The 17,319-nt window shown below is 43.1% G+C and carries 14 protein-coding genes; 9 read left to right on the top strand and 5 right to left on the bottom strand.

Annotated features, from left to right (window positions below; genetic code table 11):
- Nucleotides 1–52: 52 nt before the first annotated feature.
- Nucleotides 53–1,087 carry an NADP-dependent oxidoreductase gene (locus OHT75_RS03625; protein ID WP_264725078.1) on the bottom strand — a complete coding sequence of 345 codons (1,035 nt, stop codon included), beginning with the start codon at nt 1,085–1,087 and terminating at the stop codon, nt 53–55.
- A 151-nt stretch (nt 1,088–1,238) separates the two neighbouring features.
- Between OHT75_RS03625 and OHT75_RS03620 the strand changes: the two genes are divergently transcribed.
- The 7 genes from OHT75_RS03620 to OHT75_RS03590 all read left to right on the top strand — a co-directional run bounded on the left by OHT75_RS03620 (nt 1,239) and on the right by OHT75_RS03590 (nt 11,113).
- The gene (locus OHT75_RS03620) at nt 1,239–1,688 is read left to right on the top strand and encodes a MarR family winged helix-turn-helix transcriptional regulator (RefSeq protein ID WP_264725077.1); all 450 of its coding nucleotides are present in this window, start codon (nt 1,239–1,241) and stop codon (nt 1,686–1,688) included.
- Between the two features lie 336 nt (nt 1,689–2,024).
- Complete coding sequence (locus OHT75_RS03615; protein WP_264725076.1) at nt 2,025–4,193, top strand: cation:dicarboxylate symporter family transporter; 2,169 nt, start codon at nt 2,025–2,027, stop codon at nt 4,191–4,193.
- A 1-nt stretch (nt 4,194) separates the two neighbouring features.
- A complete protein-coding gene (locus OHT75_RS03610; protein WP_264725075.1) occupies nt 4,195–5,181 on the top strand; it encodes a 2-dehydropantoate 2-reductase in 987 nt (328 codons plus the stop codon).
- Between the two features lie 43 nt (nt 5,182–5,224).
- Nucleotides 5,225–8,560, top strand: coding sequence for an nSTAND1 domain-containing NTPase (locus OHT75_RS03605; protein ID WP_264725074.1), 3,336 nt, complete (start codon nt 5,225–5,227; stop codon nt 8,558–8,560).
- Between the two features lie 10 nt (nt 8,561–8,570).
- A complete protein-coding gene (locus OHT75_RS03600; RefSeq protein WP_264725073.1) occupies nt 8,571–8,924 on the top strand; it encodes a DP-EP family protein in 354 nt (117 codons plus the stop codon).
- Nucleotides 8,925–9,045: 121 nt separating this feature from the next.
- Nucleotides 9,046–10,140, top strand: a complete 1,095-nt coding sequence (locus tag OHT75_RS03595) for a sensor domain-containing diguanylate cyclase (protein ID WP_264725072.1) — start codon at nt 9,046–9,048, stop codon at nt 10,138–10,140.
- Between the two features lie 262 nt (nt 10,141–10,402).
- A complete protein-coding gene (locus tag OHT75_RS03590; RefSeq protein WP_264725071.1) occupies nt 10,403–11,113 on the top strand; it encodes an oxidative stress defense protein in 711 nt (236 codons plus the stop codon).
- 174 nt (nt 11,114–11,287) lie between these two features.
- Here the strand turns inward: OHT75_RS03590 and lgt are convergent, their stop codons facing one another.
- A complete protein-coding gene (lgt, locus tag OHT75_RS03585; protein WP_264725070.1) occupies nt 11,288–12,079 on the bottom strand; it encodes a prolipoprotein diacylglyceryl transferase in 792 nt (263 codons plus the stop codon).
- A 149-nt stretch (nt 12,080–12,228) separates the two neighbouring features.
- On the opposite strand from lgt, the gene OHT75_RS03580 reads away from it, so the two are divergent.
- A complete protein-coding gene (locus OHT75_RS03580; RefSeq protein ID WP_264725069.1) occupies nt 12,229–13,086 on the top strand; it encodes a pseudouridine synthase family protein in 858 nt (285 codons plus the stop codon).
- A gap of 59 nt (nt 13,087–13,145) precedes the next feature.
- Here OHT75_RS03580 and ybaK read toward each other — a convergent pair whose 3' ends face one another.
- Nucleotides 13,146–13,616 carry a Cys-tRNA(Pro) deacylase gene (gene ybaK, locus OHT75_RS03575; protein ID WP_264725067.1) on the bottom strand — a complete coding sequence of 157 codons (471 nt, stop codon included), beginning with the start codon at nt 13,614–13,616 and terminating at the stop codon, nt 13,146–13,148.
- A 136-nt stretch (nt 13,617–13,752) separates the two neighbouring features.
- Here ybaK and OHT75_RS03570 point away from each other — a divergent pair, with 136 nt between their 5' ends.
- Nucleotides 13,753–14,481 carry a YccT family protein gene (locus OHT75_RS03570; protein ID WP_264725066.1) on the top strand — a complete coding sequence of 243 codons (729 nt, stop codon included), beginning with the start codon at nt 13,753–13,755 and terminating at the stop codon, nt 14,479–14,481.
- Nucleotides 14,482–14,567: 86 nt separating this feature from the next.
- On the opposite strand, the gene dbpA is transcribed toward OHT75_RS03570, so the two are convergent.
- Complete coding sequence (gene dbpA, locus OHT75_RS03565) at nt 14,568–15,887, bottom strand: ATP-dependent RNA helicase DbpA (protein WP_371931118.1); 1,320 nt, start codon at nt 15,885–15,887, stop codon at nt 14,568–14,570.
- 227 nt (nt 15,888–16,114) lie between these two features.
- Nucleotides 16,115–16,990, bottom strand: coding sequence for a pirin family protein (locus tag OHT75_RS03560; protein ID WP_264725064.1), 876 nt, complete (start codon nt 16,988–16,990; stop codon nt 16,115–16,117).
- Nucleotides 16,991–17,319: the final 329 nt, after the last annotated feature.

Here is a 17,319-nt window from a genome sequence, read left to right as displayed (position 1 = left end):
CATTCATTCCTACTGATTGATTTATTGATTTGGTTTAAAATCACGGACTAATTTATGCGGTTAATGGCTCATTGAGTTTAATCACTAACTTGCCAAAATTTTCGCCTTTCAACAGGCCGATAAACGCTTGGGTAGTGTTTTCAAGACCATCAACTACATGCTCACGGTATTGAATTTCGCCATTGGCTAACCATTTGCTCATTTCATTGGCAAACTCAGGGTAACGGTGACCATAATCATCAAAAATAATGAAGCCTTGCATTTTAATGCGCTTCACCAACAAGGTGCCTATTAATAACGACAGGCGATCTGGACCTGCTGGCAACGAGGTGGCGTTATATTGTGAAATCATCCCACATACTGGTACCCGCGCACCTGTGTTTAACAAAGGTAAAACGGCATCAAATACTTTGCCGCCGACGTTTTCAAAATACACATCAATCCCTTTGTCACAATGTGCGGCTAATTGCTCGGCAAAATCGGCTGCTTTATGGTCAATACAGGCATCAAAACCCAATACTTCAACCGCATGGCGACATTTTTCAGCGCCACCAGCTACCCCTACAACTTTACAGCCTTTAAGCTTACCAATTTGGCCAACGGTTGCGCCAACTGGGCCGGTTGCCGCAGCAACCACTATTGTTTCACCTGCTTTAGGTGCGCCGATATCCAATAACCCCATATAAGCGGTAAATCCAGGCATGCCCATAATACCTAATGCATAAGATGGCATGCTTGGATTAGCACCTAAATGCATTAAACCTTCACCGTTTGACACGCAGTAATCCTGCCAGCCACCAAAGGCCAATACCCAATCGCCTACTTGGTAATCTGGGTGTTGGCTCGCTTCAACCTGTGACACAGTCGCGCCTACCATCACCTCATCAATAGCAACAGGCTCAGCATAGGATTTGGCATCATTCATGCGGCCACGCATGTAAGGGTCAAGAGACAAATACACCGCCCGCAATAACACTTCACCCGCCTGTGGTGTCGGCTTGCTGACGGTTTCTAAACGAAAATTTTCGATGGTCGGTTCGCCCTGAGGACGCGAGGCTAAAACAATACGACGATTGTGAGATGACATGATTGATCCTTTTAATTGCAATACAAAACGCTGACAACGGGTCATTCAATGATAGCTACAATAGCTAAAACAACAGTGGTAATATCGTCACACGTTTTACTTATTTACGTTACTGTGAGTCATTTTGATCACAGCCAAAACAGAGCGAGTTATGAAAGAAGACCATCATTTACATCTTGATAATCAACTTTGTTTCGCTGTTTATTCGACATCACTTGCGATTACTCAGCTTTATAAACCTTTATTAAGCGCAATCGGGCTAACCTACACGCAATACCTTGTCATGTTGATAGTTTGGCAAAATGAAGGTTTAAACCTCAAAGAGCTCGCCCTGAAGTTAGCCCAACAACCCGGCGCTATCACCCCTGTGGTTAAACGGCTTGAGGCATTAGACTATATTCAACGCGTTAGGCACCCAGAGGACGACAGACAACTGTCATTAACCCTCACTGAAAAAGGCGTGGCGCTAAAGTCAAAAGCCATGCAAATGACTCAGCACATTAAAGCGCAAAGTGGTATTGATGAAGCCGAAATGGTCGATCTCAAACTGCGCTTAGATGCATTTCGTCAAAAGCTGCCAAAGCACATTAATCTGCCTTAGCATTGGCAACGATGTCGTTCAGTGATGCTCATTAAACCATATAATTATCGCAATAATCAATTGTACACAACCAAATGATTTAATAATGTTTCCCTAATCACGTTCAATCACCAAATACAGTATTTCTAGCTGTTTTTACTGCTCATTTTATCATGTTGTTCGATTATTAAACCGCTTATGTAAAGTCAGTACCAACAAGGTGTTAATCGACTTTAAATACTGTTAAATTTACATCCTTAACAATTAGCCTTTAACCGTAACACCTTAATAACGATTGCGGTATAGATTAAGCAGAAATGTTTATTCACCCGAGTCTAAAAAAGAGAATAATTTCCCGTGTTAAAAAAACTCCTTTCGATGACCAGCGCCACCCAAATGATCGTCGCCATGTTAATTGGCTTTGCGGTCGGCATTTTTTTTGGTGAATCAGTCAGCTGGTTAAGCACCATAGGCACAGGGGTGATTTTGCTGATGCAAATGACCGTATTGCCCTACATTGTGGTATCGCTAGTGGGTGGTATAGGTAAACTTAAGCCCGATACCGCCAAACTCATCTTCAGCCGTGCGGGGGTGATCATGCTGATACTCTGGGCGCTGGGGTTATTCCTTGTCGCCTTAATGCCACTGTCTTTCCCGTTTGTAGAATCGGCCTCTTTTTTTAGTACCAGCATCACTGAACCCGTGGCTGAAATAGATTACTTCAAGCTATACATTCCCTCTAACCCCTTTGAATCTATGGCCGCTGGATATGTGCCCGCCATGGTGGTATTTAGCATTGCCATGGGATTAGCGTTAATCGGTATGAAAGGAGACAACAAAACTCAGCTATTAGAGTTTATGCATACCTGCGGGGAAATTTTTGGCCGCATCACTCAGGGCATGGTAAAAGTATTGCCTATCGGTATTTTTGCCATGTCGGCCTCAGCTGCTGGCACTATGGGCGTTGATGAGTTTGCCAGTATGCAAGTGTATCTCATCAGTTATTTCGCCCTGTGTTTAGTGCTCACCTTTGCAGTTTTACCCTGGATAGTGGCATCGGTTACGCCCATTACTTACTGGCAAACCATTCAAATGTCTAAGGCCAGTTTGGTCACCGCCTTTGCTACTGGTAACATCTTTATTGTGCTACCGGTGATTGTTGAAGAGTGTAAACAAGTGATGAAAAGCCATAACACCAGTGGCGAAGACACCGACACCTTAATTGAAATTCTAGTGCCGATTGCATTTACCTTCCCCAATATCGGCAAGCTCACGGTAATTCTTTTCGTGTACTTTTGCAGCTGGTTTAATGGCACGCCCATCGAGTTATTCGATCAGCTGTCATTATCGGTGAGTGGCTTACTTGCCCTGTTTGGTAGCGTGTATGTGGCCATTCCCTTTATGCTCGATCTGGTCCACTTACCAGCAGATTTATTCCAACTGTTTGTCATGTCAGGGTTTATTACCGGTAAATTTAACTCCATCACCGCGGTAATGAATTTATTTATTCTAACCTTACTGACAGCGGCGATGTTTCAAAAAAACCTCAAATGCTTTGTACCGCAATTGCTTAAAATGACCTTGGGCGTAGCAAGCAGCATTGTCGTTACCGTGCTGGTTTGCCGTGTGGGAATGGGCTTATTTATTCACAGCCCAGAAGTCACCAGCGGGGTGATTGCCAATATGCAAGTCGCCGATAAAGTCCCCACTATCGTTAAAACCCAATATCCACAACCGGGTAAAACACCCACGAGCCCAATTGCCAGTGTCGAGATGATTAAACAGCGCGGCATACTCAAAGTAGGCTATATCCCCAGTAATGTGCCCTTTAGCTATTACAATAATGCTGGCGAGCTGGTTGGTTTTGACAGCGCCATGGCCAGTAAACTGGCCGAAGACTTAAACGTTAAAGTTGAGTTTGTACCCTTTAAAAAGAAAGATTTAGTCGCATCACTGCAGGCGGGATACTTTGATATTGCCATGTCGGGCCTCGCGATGGACATTGAGCTAATGGGCTCTCTTAGCTACACCAATCAGGTGATGGAGCTTAACTTTGCCATTGCTGCGCCGGATCATAGGGTCAATCAATTCAAAACCACCGACAGTATCCGTGCACAGGACAACATCACCGTGGCCTATGTTGAACACAATAATTCGGTACAAGCCATTAAACAAAAGTTTGCCAATATCACCTTTAAACAAATCAGTGGTTATCAGCTGTTTTTTAGGCAAAAAAATCATCAATACGATGCATTAATCATCAGCGCAGAGGCCGGCTCAGCTTGGACGTTATTTTTCCCCAGTTACGGCATCACCTTACTCGAAAATAATGCGCGCTACCCTGTTGCCTACGCTGTCGCCGCCAATAACCAGTCGCTACTCAACTATGTTAATAATTGGCAAAACCTGCGCCAAGTGGATGGCCATCAACAGCAATATTATAACTATTGGATGCTCGGCCAAGGGGCAACGAATACCCCACCACGTTGGTCGATAATTCGCGATGTATTGCACTGGGTAGAATAAAATGAACATTGCTATTTATGGTGCAGGCTCAACAGGATGTTATTTAGCGACAGAGCTTTTACTTGCAGGCCTTGATGTCAGCTTAATTTGCCGTAAACGCATTAAACACAACATCATCGACAACAAAGGTATTCATATCAGTGATTATCTGGGCATGACACAATCCGCTATGCCAACCAAGATGTTCACCGATGTCGAACACGCCGCTCAATTTGATGTTGTATTTGTTACGTTAAAATGCCACCAGCTTGACAGCAACTACCCAAATTTACTCAAGATTACCCATGCCAACAGCAGTATTATTTTTATGCAAAATGGCCTTGGCAGTTTTGACAATGCCCACCAGCTGCTGCCCCAACGGCAAATTTATCAGGGGATCACCCCGTTTAACGTGCTGCAGTTACCCAATGCCCACTTTCATAAAGGCACAGCAGGCCAATTTATCTGGCCGCGTTGTGACCACACACTGCAGATTAGCCACGCAATGAAACAGCATGGCCTGAGTTGCCAACTGCATGACGATATGGCCGCCGTGATAAACGGTAAACTGTTGCTGAATCTTAACAATGCCCTCAACGCAATGTGTGATTTACCCATACAGGCACAGCTGAAACAACGACCATTAAGGCGTGTACTGGCCCAAGCGATGCAAGAATGGCTTAAGGTTTGTCAGCAAGCCAACCGCCCTATTACTCAATTTACCAAAGTGCCTCCCAAGTGGGTGCCTGTAATACTCAGCCTGCCAGATGGGTTATTTTCAATGTTGGCAAAATCGATGTTGGATATCGATCCCAAGGCCCGCTCATCCATGTGGGAAGACCTGCAAGCCAAACGCATCACCGAGATAGATTATCTAAATGGTGCTGTGGTAAAACTAGGCCAGCAATATCATGTGGCTACGCCAATTAATCAGCGTATTTGCGCCGCAATTAAAAGGCTCGAACAAGGTGAAACGGTTGATATAAGCCAATTAACCGCAAACCGTTAACCCCTTAACTTTAGCCGCATTTATAACGATATGAGAACATAGCATGAGCAAACAACATTTCTTTTTTGGCCCGTGGCAAGTCAATCCAGCAAGCAACAGCTTGCAGCTCGGAAGTGACATCAAACAAATTGAGCCCAAAGCCATGCAAGTGTTGCAACTGCTTTGCAAGCATTCAGGCGAGGTACTCAGCCCTGATGATATCGTCGAACAATGCTGGGGACATGTTGTGGTGGGCGATAACCCGCTCCACAAAATTATTACCCAACTGCGTAAAGCCCTGGGCGACAGCGCATCTAAGCCCACATTTATTGAAACCATTCGTAAACGCGGCTATCGCACCTTAGCTGAGGTTAATTTCCCATTAATTGAACATGATGATCATATTCAACCAAGCACTTGGCAGGGGGGCTCGCCGTTCCCAGGATTGCGGGCATTTGATGCCAAAGATGCCGAAGTTTTTTACGGCCGCAGCGAACAAGTCAGCACCTTATTAAAACGCATGAGCAAGCAGGTGCAATTTGGTCGCGCCTTTTGTTTATTACTCGGCCCCAGCGGCAGCGGTAAATCGTCATTATTAAATGCCGGAGTCGTGCCGCAATTTATGCGGCCACAGGGGTTTGATGGCATTGGCATTGTGTCTCACACCAGTTTAGATTTAGCCGATATTAGCCAAGAGCGTTTATTTACCGACATCGCCCTTGCGCTGCTGGATTTAGACATAAACGATATACCGGTATTTGATGGCATGACCGCTGAAAATCTTGCAGTGATGTTACAGCAAAATATGCCTGAGGCGATTACACTCGCTCAACAGGCGTTAGCCCGCATACCTTTAACAGATGCAGCTTATGCCCCTAAACTATCGCTATTTATTGACCGTTTAGAAGTCTTGTTATCATCACCGCTATTCACTGAGGCAGAAATTCAAACTGCACTAGATATCATTGAATCACTGGCTACCAGCGGCTGCTTTATGGTGTTCAGCGCGTGTAGAAATGACTTTTACCCGCAGGTAGTCAGTCGCCCCAGCTTAATGGCCGGTAAAGCCAACGGCTCACACTTTGACTTAACCGCACCAAACCGCAGCGAGTTACTGCAAATGATCCGCCTGCCCGCAAAAGCGGCGGGCCTTAAATGGGACACAGACCCGCAAACCCACACGCCATTAGATGAACTACTGTGCGCCGAAGCAGCTAATAACCCTGATGCACTACCGATGTTGCAGTACACCTTACAAGAGCTGTATTTACAGCGCGATGACAACGACACCTTATTAGTGTCTGTTTATCAAAAACTTGGCGGAATAGAAGGCGCGATTGGTCAAAAAGCCGAAGGTATTTTTGCGGAATTAGCCACGCAACATCAGCAATGCCTAAGCAAAGTCTTATCGTTATTAGTCACCTTATCTGCCGATGAAACCAACATCACCAGCCGCGCCGCGCGCTTAAGTCAACTGAGCAACGACAACGAAACCGCTCTAGTACAAACCCTGATTGATAACCGCTTATTTGTGTCACACTTGCAAAATGGCCAGGGCTGTTTCAGCGTTGCCCACGAGGCATTATTGAGGCGCTGGCCACGGGTTTTACAATGGATTGAAGCACATCGCGACAGCTTACGGGTTAACGCACGTTTAACCGTACTGAGTCAGCGTTGGCAAGATGAGCAACAGCACAAAGCCTATTTACTGGCCGAAGGTAAACCACTGCAAGAAGCACTCGCACTGGCCGACAACCCGCTGTTTAATTTAGATACTGAGCAACACGCCTTTATTCATGCCTCTAAGAAAAGCGTTGGCGTAAAACGCCTGGCAAAAATGTCCACCATAGCCGTACTGTGCATGCTGACCCTACTGGCTGTTTTGATGAGTGTTAGAAGTATTCAGGCAGAACAATTTGCTAAACAAAAACAACAACAAGCAGAAAGCTTATTGGGCTTTATGGTTGGCGAATTCGCCGATAAATTACGTAGCGTTGGTCGTATGGATTTATTAGATGGTATCACCCAAAAGTCGATGGAATATTTTTCTGATAATAATGAACAAACAAGTGAATCCACCACCTACAAAAAATTAAGTTATCAAAGCCGCTTACAACACGGTCAGGCATTGGCAGCAAAAGCAGAGGTTGCTTATTCAAGGGGCGATAACAGCAAAGCATTAACAGCATTTACCGATTCTCAAAAAATTCTTAAAGCACTCTATGATGAAACACAAGCTACCCCAGATATAGAGTTACTTAAACTATTGGGTGCAAACGCTTTTTGGATAGGTCAAATAGCATTAAATGACAGAAAAGATGCTGAAACACTCAAGCAATTTGAACTTTACCGCGATTACAGCATTAAAATGAATCAAATTGCACCAGAAAATATCGATTCATGGATCGAGTTATCCTATGCTTACAACTCACTAGGTAGTCTATTTTTTAATCAAAATGATTTCAGCAATGCTCAACGCAATTTCGAACTCTCTTTAGCGTTAAAGAAAAAAGCTTTAGTGCAGTCGCCACAAGACAGCTTACTTGCTTCATCTACTGCAGATACCTATTCATGGTTAGCGAGCTCCGCAATGAAGCAAGGTGATTTAGAACTCGCTTTATCTTTGCATGAACAAGCCCAAGCGATATTGGTAACACCTTTAGCTGAAGCCCCCAATAATGCACCTTTGCTAGAAATAATGTCTTATAGTCTTATACATCAGGTGAACATTTTAAGTGCGCAAGCTAAGTGGCAACAGGCTTATGATAAAAGTGAGAAAGCTTATAATTTATTGGATAACTTATTTAAGCAAGATCCAGAAAATAAACACTGGAAAGAGAGAAAGTTTAACCTTCAAGCACAAAGATTGGAACTTCACGCCCAGTTAGTCATATTAAATATTAAGATATTATCTGAATTTATAACGCCGCAAGAGCTACTTACTCAGTTACAGCAAGATTATGACTTGGCCAATAAAAGCGAAGAATATGAGCAATTAAGAAATCGTATTTTGTTCGAATCAATTAAATATCACCAAATTTTAGCACAATGGAAAAATAGTGAATTATTACTAAGTCTGCTAAATAAGGCATTAAAAAGCAGACCATCAGCATCACCATCGAGATCTTTTTTTGCAGAATTAGCGTTATTATCAGCCACACAAGCAAAACACTATCAGCAAGATATAGAAATGAAATCTATGTGCAAGCGAGCACTAGCAAATATACCAAATAATTTTGATAAATATGATATTGAGTTAAACCAGATTTTTACCGTCGCAAATTTATGCATTAATTCAAATGCATCAATCGCAAATCACTTAAATGTATTAACTCAAATGCAAATTGATGTCTCGACTCATTACCCACTTTTAGTACCAACAACGTCTAATCCACAGTAAGGAAATAATCATGTCATCTGGTAATAAAATTAATGTCACAGTCGCCTATGAACAATCTACCTTTTTATATAATGGCTCCCCCAAATGCCAATTGGTTGTGCAAGAAGACACATCTATAAGATTTAAATTAGATACCAAGACAGCGGCTAATTATCGATTTGCGGGGGTTATTTTTGACAACCCAAATGATCCTGATATTGGTAAAGTTAGCATCAAAAACCAAGCAACAGAGTTGAAAATTAAAGACACTTATTGCCAACATGACGATGATATTTCATTCAGAATTGTGTTAACGCCACTCAAATCACACGAATGTATTGTCAGTCCTGACCCTCAAGTAATCAATAAACCACCACAAAAGTAGCTTTAAAACAACAAGATACAACCAGAAGGTTAGCGGAAGGTTATTTTTTACTTTTTTGAATAAAGTGTGTGTCATCGAAATACGTTTATTTGATACACACTTTTTTTAAAAGGGACTGACTATGATAACCGCTAACAAATACCAAGAAATCCATGACACATTAATTCGTGCCACCGAACTTGCTAAGGCGTTATCGGGTAAAAACTTCCCAACACCAGATCAAAACAATACGCCTGTTGCCCCAAATAAAGCGACATTAACCAGCCCCAAAAAAACAGTGTCAACGCCGAAAATACTTGAGCACACATTAGATCAAGCCACCCAGATATCTAGCCTAGGCTTTTTAATGAATGCCATTTCAGAAGCCATTTTTGTGGTCAATAATGAAGGCATCATTGAAATGATTAACCAGCATGCTGCTAAACTTTTTGGTTCACCAAAAGAGTTATTGATTGGGCAAAAATGGACTAACTTTGTTAATTCTGCCTACAAAGAAGAATACCTAGAATTATTTGCCCAGTGGCGTGAAACCTTCACCCCATTTAACCACGGCCCCAAAGAAATTGTACTGCAACGTGCTGACTCCAGCTTAGTCGATGCCGATATTTCACTGTCATGCTTACCTGTTGCCGAAAATGCCACACCATTGATTGTCGGGGTAATGCATAACCTGACTAGCCACAAAGAAAAGTTTGAAGAGTTAACCCGTTTAGCCAATACCGACAAACTCACCGGTTTAGCCAATCGTCACGCCTTTGATGACGCGCTGCAAAACGCGTGGGACGCGAGTGTACAGCATCAACATCCATTAAGTTTACTGCTGATTGATATCGACTTTTTTAAACTGTTTAACGATAACTATGGCCACATTAATGGCGATAAGTGCTTACAAAAAGTCGCCCAGGTGATTAAATCTGCCATGCCAAACCGCGACTGTTTAGCCGCCCGTTTTGGTGGTGAAGAGTTTACCGTTATTCTGCCTAACTTCAGCAAAACACAGGCGCAACGAGTAGCGGAAAAAATTCAACGCCAAATTAATCAAATTAAATTTACTGATATGGGCTTAACTCAAGAAGTGAAAGTCAGTGTCAGCCAAGGCATTGCCTGCGAGCAACAGGGTCAGTTTCGTACCGCGATGGCACTCATTTGTGCTGCAGACACCGCCCTTTACCGCGCCAAAGCCGAAGGCCGTAATCGTATCAGCTTAAGCCTGTAATACCTTGAAATATGCACTGGCTAGCATATTCGTTAGCCAGTGCGCCTAAAACCCCAAAAACGCCCCGCGGCATATTTGCGTTGAGTGATGCCGATTTATCGATTTACTAATTTGCCAACAAGTTAAACTGAACAAAATGAAAAAATAATTTATCTACAATAACCCTTTTGGTTTTTAGCCCCGTTTATATCCACAAATCACTTATCAAGCGACCACGATTTAATTCAAATCAGGTCATTACATACTTTTGTGGAGTACATTTATGACATTACTAACTAAAACCTTTGCCCTTACAGCATTTACCTCAGCACTCGCCTTTGCCGCATTACCTAGCTTTGCTGCTGATTACGATTTTCCCCACATTGAAACCACAGGCACCAGTGAAATAGTGATAGATGCCGATATGGCTGTGGTGAATATTGAAGTGATCGTCGACGCGCCCACATCAAAAGCGGCCAAAGATGCCTCAGATAAAGCCATTAGCCAGTTTTTAAGCCGCTTAAAACAAGCTGGCGTAGATAAACATGATATTGAAAGTGCCAATTTAAGCTTGCATCCGCAATATGATTACCAAAAAAATGAACCCGCCAAATTAAAAGGCTATCAAGCCAGTCGCAGAATGACCATTACCGTTAAACAACTTGAACAGCTTAATGACTTATTAGACAGTGCATTAGAACAAGGTATCAACCGCGTTAACTCGATTGAGTTAACCTCAAGCAAGCGCGCAGACTTTATCGAACAAGCCCGCCAAGCGGCGATTGAAGATGCCAAGCAAAAAGCAAAATCGTTAGCCAAAGGGTTTGATAAAAAGGTCGAGGGAGTGTGGCAAGTAAGGTATTACGATCAACACTCTATTCAGCCAATGCAATACAAAATGGCAGCACAAGCGGATAATGGCGCGGCTGAAAGCTACCAACAAGGTCAAGTGACAATTAGCGATCGTGTTGAAGTGGTGTTTAAGTTGAAATAACCGTTAAGCATCTAAGACGGTTGATTTAATGACCAGAAAAGGTCAGCGCTTAAATACACTGACAAATCTAATATAAAGCGGCCATTAAAGGCCGCTTTATCTAGATCACGGTTATACCGACCACAATTGTAAGTAAGTGCATACTTACAATTTGTTTACATTTTAATTAAATGATTATTTTACTGCGGTGTCGGCAGGTTTAATTAATGCCCGCACCAGTAAAAAGAATCCCACCACCAGAAACGGTACACTTAACCACTGGCCTGCAGTCATTAAGGTTTCTTGGTAAGCGGTTTGGCTGACTTTAACCGATTCAATCGCAAAACGCGCACTAAACACTAACACTAAAAATAGTCCAAATAGGCCGCCGTGTTTTTGTTTCAATTGAGAATGGCGATACAACAGCACCAATATAATAAAGATAAACAAGTACGCTAGGGCTTCATACAACTGCGCTGGATGACGCGGTAGCATATCGATACGTTCAAAAATAATCCCCCAAGGTTTATCCGTTGGCTCACCAAGTATTTCTGAATTAGCAAAGTTTGCCATACGCACAAAGAAGCCAAAAATGGCCGTGGCAATCGCCAATCTATCAAGTAAAAATAAGAAAGGTAAACCCACTTTGCGTTTGTAATAGTACAAGGCCAAAATGGCACCTAAGCCGCCGCCATGGCTGGCGAGCCCCCCTTCCCAAATAGCAAATATTTTCATTGGGTGGGCTAGGTAATAACTCGGGTCGTAAAAGGCACAGTGGGCCAATCTCGCGCCAACAATAATACCAATAACACAGTAAACCAAAAAGTTGTCTAATGACTCAAGGTCTAGGCCTTCAGCCTGATAGATTTTTTTCATTACCTGAAAACCCGCCGCTATCGCGGTAGCAAATAATGCGCCATACCAATGTACGGTCAGCCCCATAAATGACACTAAGACAGGATCTAAATTCCAAACAAAATGGTCCAATGCATACTCCAAACATCACAATATAATGGCGCTCATGCTACGCTGTTTTATCTCGCCAATAAAGTGACTTGAATTATTATTAATTGAATGCCTTTTTAGTGGCAAAATCACGTAAAATAACCCCATATTTTGTCAAGATGATTCGCCCTATGCCAGATTTACCTCAACAAGCTGATACCCCTATTGAATGCCACATTGATATCACTCACCCCAATTTGGATGCCGTAACGTTATTGTCACAGCAGTCGGGGTTATCGAAACAGGTGATCAAACAGGCAATGCAAAAAGGGGCGGTTTGGCACGCCCACGGCAAACAGGTCAATCGTTTACGCCGCGCTAAAAAGGCTTTGTCAGTGGGCGATAAAATTCATCTTTATTACAACAGCCATATTTTAGCCGAAGTGCCCGCTGCGGCACAGTTGATGTTTGACCAAGGTGAATACAGCTTGTGGTACAAACCCTATGGTTTGCGTTGTCAGGCATCAAAGTGGAGCGACCATACAACGATTAATCGATATATTGAATTAAACACTGAGCCACAACGCAGTGCTTATATTATTCATCGATTAGACCGCGCGGCATCTGGGTTGATTATTATCGGCCACACCAAAAAAGCCACAGCCGCTGTAGCGAAGCTGTTTGAAGAACGTCAATTAGATAAGTTTTATCAGGTGATTGTGCATGGCCGTTTTGCTGATACGACCCAAACTATTGCTACCGATGTGGACGGCAAACCTGCGTTATCTTACGCTACATTGATGGAATACAATGCCGCGCTTGATCAGTCAAAAGTGCGAGTAAAGATAGCCTCTGGCCGTAAGCATCAAATTCGCATTCATATGGCAAGTTTGGGTCATAGCGTAGTTGGCGATCGCTTACATGGTAATGCCGACAACGAGGCGCCTGATTTAAAACTTTGCTGTTGTGAGTTTGCTTTTATCTGCCCTATTACTCAGCAGGCCGTGCATTTTAATTTGCCCGAAACCCTCAGGCCACAATTTGAATAGTACGGCTAACAAGATCAGTTCTAGGGCGTATTTAGGCTCTTTATAGCCTAATAATGGCGTTAATCATTGACGATATCGCCAAAACTTGCCGCTAATAACGACTGTAAATCAGTTGGCGTCATTTGCAACTCTAGGCCTCTTTTACCCGCACTAAAATACATGTCGGTTATTGTGGCCGCGCTTTGGTGGATAACCGTAGGCAAACGCTTTTTTTGCCCTAACGGACTCACACCTCCCAATACGTAGCCAGTGGTGCGCTCAACCTTGGTGATGTCAGCCATTTGCACTTTTTTTACCTTCAGCGCTTTAGCCATCTTTTTAAAGTTTAGCTGTTGATCTACCGGTAATATTGCCACCGCTAATTGGTGAGTATCGGTTTCGACCACTAAGGTTTTAAATACCCATGCAGCTGCCACATTTAATTTTTCAGCCGCCTCTAATCCATAAGAGGTTGCGGCTGGATCATGCTGATATTCATGCACGGTAAAATGAAGGCGATGCTTTTTGACTAGGTTAATGGCTGGTGTCATGTGGGATAAAACCTTTTAACAATGTAATGAATTAACCTCAACTCAGGCAAAGAGTTGAGGTCACTTACAGACGATTGAGGTTATTCTATGCTATAACCCAATATCGCATAAATATAATCAAATGCAGGATATTTTTATGAATCAGCTTTTTACGGCAGTACTCTTATCGCTGAGTTTAACCAGCCCAATGCTAATGGCTAGCACCTTAACGTTGCCAAGCACGGCAGATATCATTGCCGTTAATGGTCACCCCATTGAAGCAGAACATAGCCTTGATTTAGCTGAGGGCGTTAACCAACTGGCTTTGCGTTATACGGGATCATATCGCGATCGCGGCAGTATGGTGCGTTTTGAATCAGAGGTAGTGATAGTCCGCTTTAACGCCGAAAATACCGCCTATCAGCTTATGTTACCCAACATTAGCCAAGCCAAACAGGCCAGCCGCTTTAATCAACACCCCGAAATAACCATTAACAGTGCCAACGGCCCGATTGCCATTAAAACGGATTTATTAATTAAAAACGGCATACAACTCGGTCGCAATTACCAGCAGGAACTTGCGGCCTATAATCAAACTCAACAAGTGGCTGCCGTAAGCCAATTTGCCTCGGCTTACGCCGTTGCTGTGCCCGTGGCGCCTGTAAGTGTTGCTCCACCAGAAGGCGTAACCACATCAAGCACAACACCTTCAATGATTGTGGCACCGGTATCTATGTCTCCCCCCAGCCAGATTGTCACCCCTACAAATACTGTGGTGCCAAAAACCATTGAACAGGATCAAGCTGAGATCCGTGAAATGCTCGATTATTGGTATAACAAAGCCAATGACAAAACCAAAGCCGAGTTTAAACAAAGTATCAACTAAACATTGTGATAGAGAGTTTAAAGGCATAAAAAAAGGAGCTAAATGCTCCTTTTCTTGAGGTAATGGGGTTCGCTAATCAAGACGGGTTACATAAACCAAGCACGATAAGATTTGCCCTTTAATTTACCCTTGGTGATTATCGACATTGCTTTTTGCGCGACGTTACGTGATACCGCAACATAGGCGCGAATATCGGTCACCTTGATTTTACCAATATCATTAAACTCGATACCGTTATCACCTGTCAGCGCACCAACAATATCGCCTGGGCGAATTTTTTGCTTTTTACCGCCCTCTATTTGAATGGTTTGCATTAAAGCTTGAAGCGGCGCTTTGTTTAATGCACTAAGCGGTGGCAAGGTGGCTGCTACTATGTCTTTGTTAAGCGCTTCTTCAATCATCGCCATTTTGTAGCCGTCGTTCTCGCCAAAAAAGCTGTAAGCCGCGCCATGACTGCCCGCACGACCTGTACGGCCGATACGGTGAATATGCACTTCGCTGTCATAAGCTAGGTGGTAGTTAAATACTGCATCTAAAGCATCAATATCTAAACCACGGGCGGCAACGTCGGTTGCCACTAAAATGCGGGCACTTTTGTTGGCAAATTGCAGTAACATTTGATCGCGATCGCGCTGTTCTAAATCACCATGTAAGGCGAGTACGCTAAAACCAAACTCCAGTAATGAATCGGCTACCTGCTGAGTTTCACGCTTGGTATTACAAAACACCACCGCACTTTCTGGTTGCTTATCGAGCAGCAATAAACGCAAGGCTTCTAAGCGGCCTTGGTTATCTTCAATACGGTAAAAGTGCTGTTCAATGGTTAAGTTGTCGTGGGTGGATTCTACTTTTACCATCACAGGCTTATACATGATGCGCTCAGCAATCGACTGAATTTGCTCTGGAAACGTTGCACTAAATAGCAAGGTTTGGCGCTCATGCGGGGTTTGATCGATAATCGCGTCAATGTGTTCTTGAAAGCCCATTTCCAACATGCGATCGGCTTCGTCTAATACCAACATATTGACATTACTCAGGTCTAAGCGGTTACGATCTAAATGATCAATAATACGCCCAGGCGTACCAACGATAATGTGAGCACCGTGTTCAAGTGAGCCAATTTGCGGCCCCATCGGCACGCCGCCACATAATGTCAGTACTTTAACGTTATGAATACCACGGGCTAGAGTACGAATTTCTTTCGCAACCTGATCGGCTAATTCACGTGTTGGACACAGCACCATGGTTTGAATGCGAAAACGCTTTACATCTAACTTATTGAGTAAGCCTAAACCAAAGGCTGCGGTTTTACCTGAGCCCGTCTTTCCTTGGCCAATTACGTCATCACCCGCCAAAATTGGCGGCAAACTTTCAGCTTGAATTTGTGTCATAGAGTCATAGCCCATAGTGCTAAGGTTATCTAATAACTCGGGTTTTAAGTTTAATGATGAAAATGCCTGACGGGCAACTTGCGAAGGTGACTGACTCAAGGGAATATCCTGTGCTTAAAGCTAACGGAAAATAATAAGGCCAAAGCAAATGGCTTTGGCCGGAACGCACTAATTATAACAATAAATAGCTTAAATTACCGCATCATTGTTTTTCGTCACGGAAAAATGTGCACAATTAAACATCAACTCAATGATAACGCACCAAAACGTCCTTGCTGATAATCTTCTACCGCCTGATTAATTTCAGCTTGGGTATTCATCACAAATGGCCCCATGTGCACAATCTGCTCTTTAATGGGGTTACCCGCCAAAATTAAGCAGCCTAATCCCGCTGCACCAGCATGAAATCGAACCTGTATTTGTGGGTTGATACGCAACATAGTGCCCGCTGAAAATGATGTAATTTTACCGTCAACATTGGCAGTTAACGTGCCTTGATACAGGTAAATGTTAACCGCCTCAACGTGGTGTAAAGCCAAATCAACCTGATTATTTGCCGTTAGCTTTAAATCCGCTATGGCGGCATTGCCAGCAAGTCCTTCAATGCTAGTATTAGTGATACTTGAATCCGGCATATCGGCAAATTGCCATGTGCCAGCAAGGGCGGTAAGTGTGGCACCATTGGCGTGAGTAAGCGATGGATTAGGGGTTTGGGTAGTATCACGATAAATAGCTGGGCGCATTTTGTCTTTCGCGGGCATGTTTAGCCAGATCTGAAAACCATGTAGGCCTTCATTCGCATCTGCTAGTGGCATTTCTGAGTGAATAACCCCACTGCCCGTGCTCATCCATTGCACATCGCCAGCACGAATAGCTTTAACATTACCCATATGATCGCGATGTTCAAAACCGCCTTTCATTATATAGGTGAAGGTTTCGATGCCGCGATGGGGATGCGGAGGAAATCCGCCAATGAAATCTTGTTTATCATCAGATTTAATTTCATCTAACATTAAATAGGGGTCAAAACGTTGCTGAGCAAAATCGGCAACACGCTTGATGTTTACGCCATCACCGTCCATTGCTGGACGCGCTTGAGTCTGACTGATGATATTCATATTAACCTCTAAATAGCCTAACCAACACAACAGTGCGTTAGTGTATTACATCCACTTTATCGACTATTTAGTTGAATAAAAATTGCATAAAATGGCTAAAAACATTCTATTTATTAGAAGATAACCAGTAACAATGCTTATCTACTTGAAGCTTGAAACAAGCGACTGCTAGCGACTTCATTAAAATGATTGCGATAAAAATGCTTTCAAAAAAATGGTATAGGTTGCTATTAGATAATTGATGCCTAAAAAATAAATCAAAAACATTGATAAATAATGACTCGGGCGTATTTATCTTTGTTTATTTTTCATCCAACTTTAGAATATAT

The sequence above is a fragment of the Shewanella subflava genome (assembly GCF_025971955.1).
GTDB lineage: Bacteria > Pseudomonadota > Gammaproteobacteria > Enterobacterales > Shewanellaceae > Shewanella > Shewanella subflava.
The sequence above is the reverse complement of the archived record's forward strand: the minus strand, read 5'-3'. Positions and strand labels throughout refer to the sequence as shown.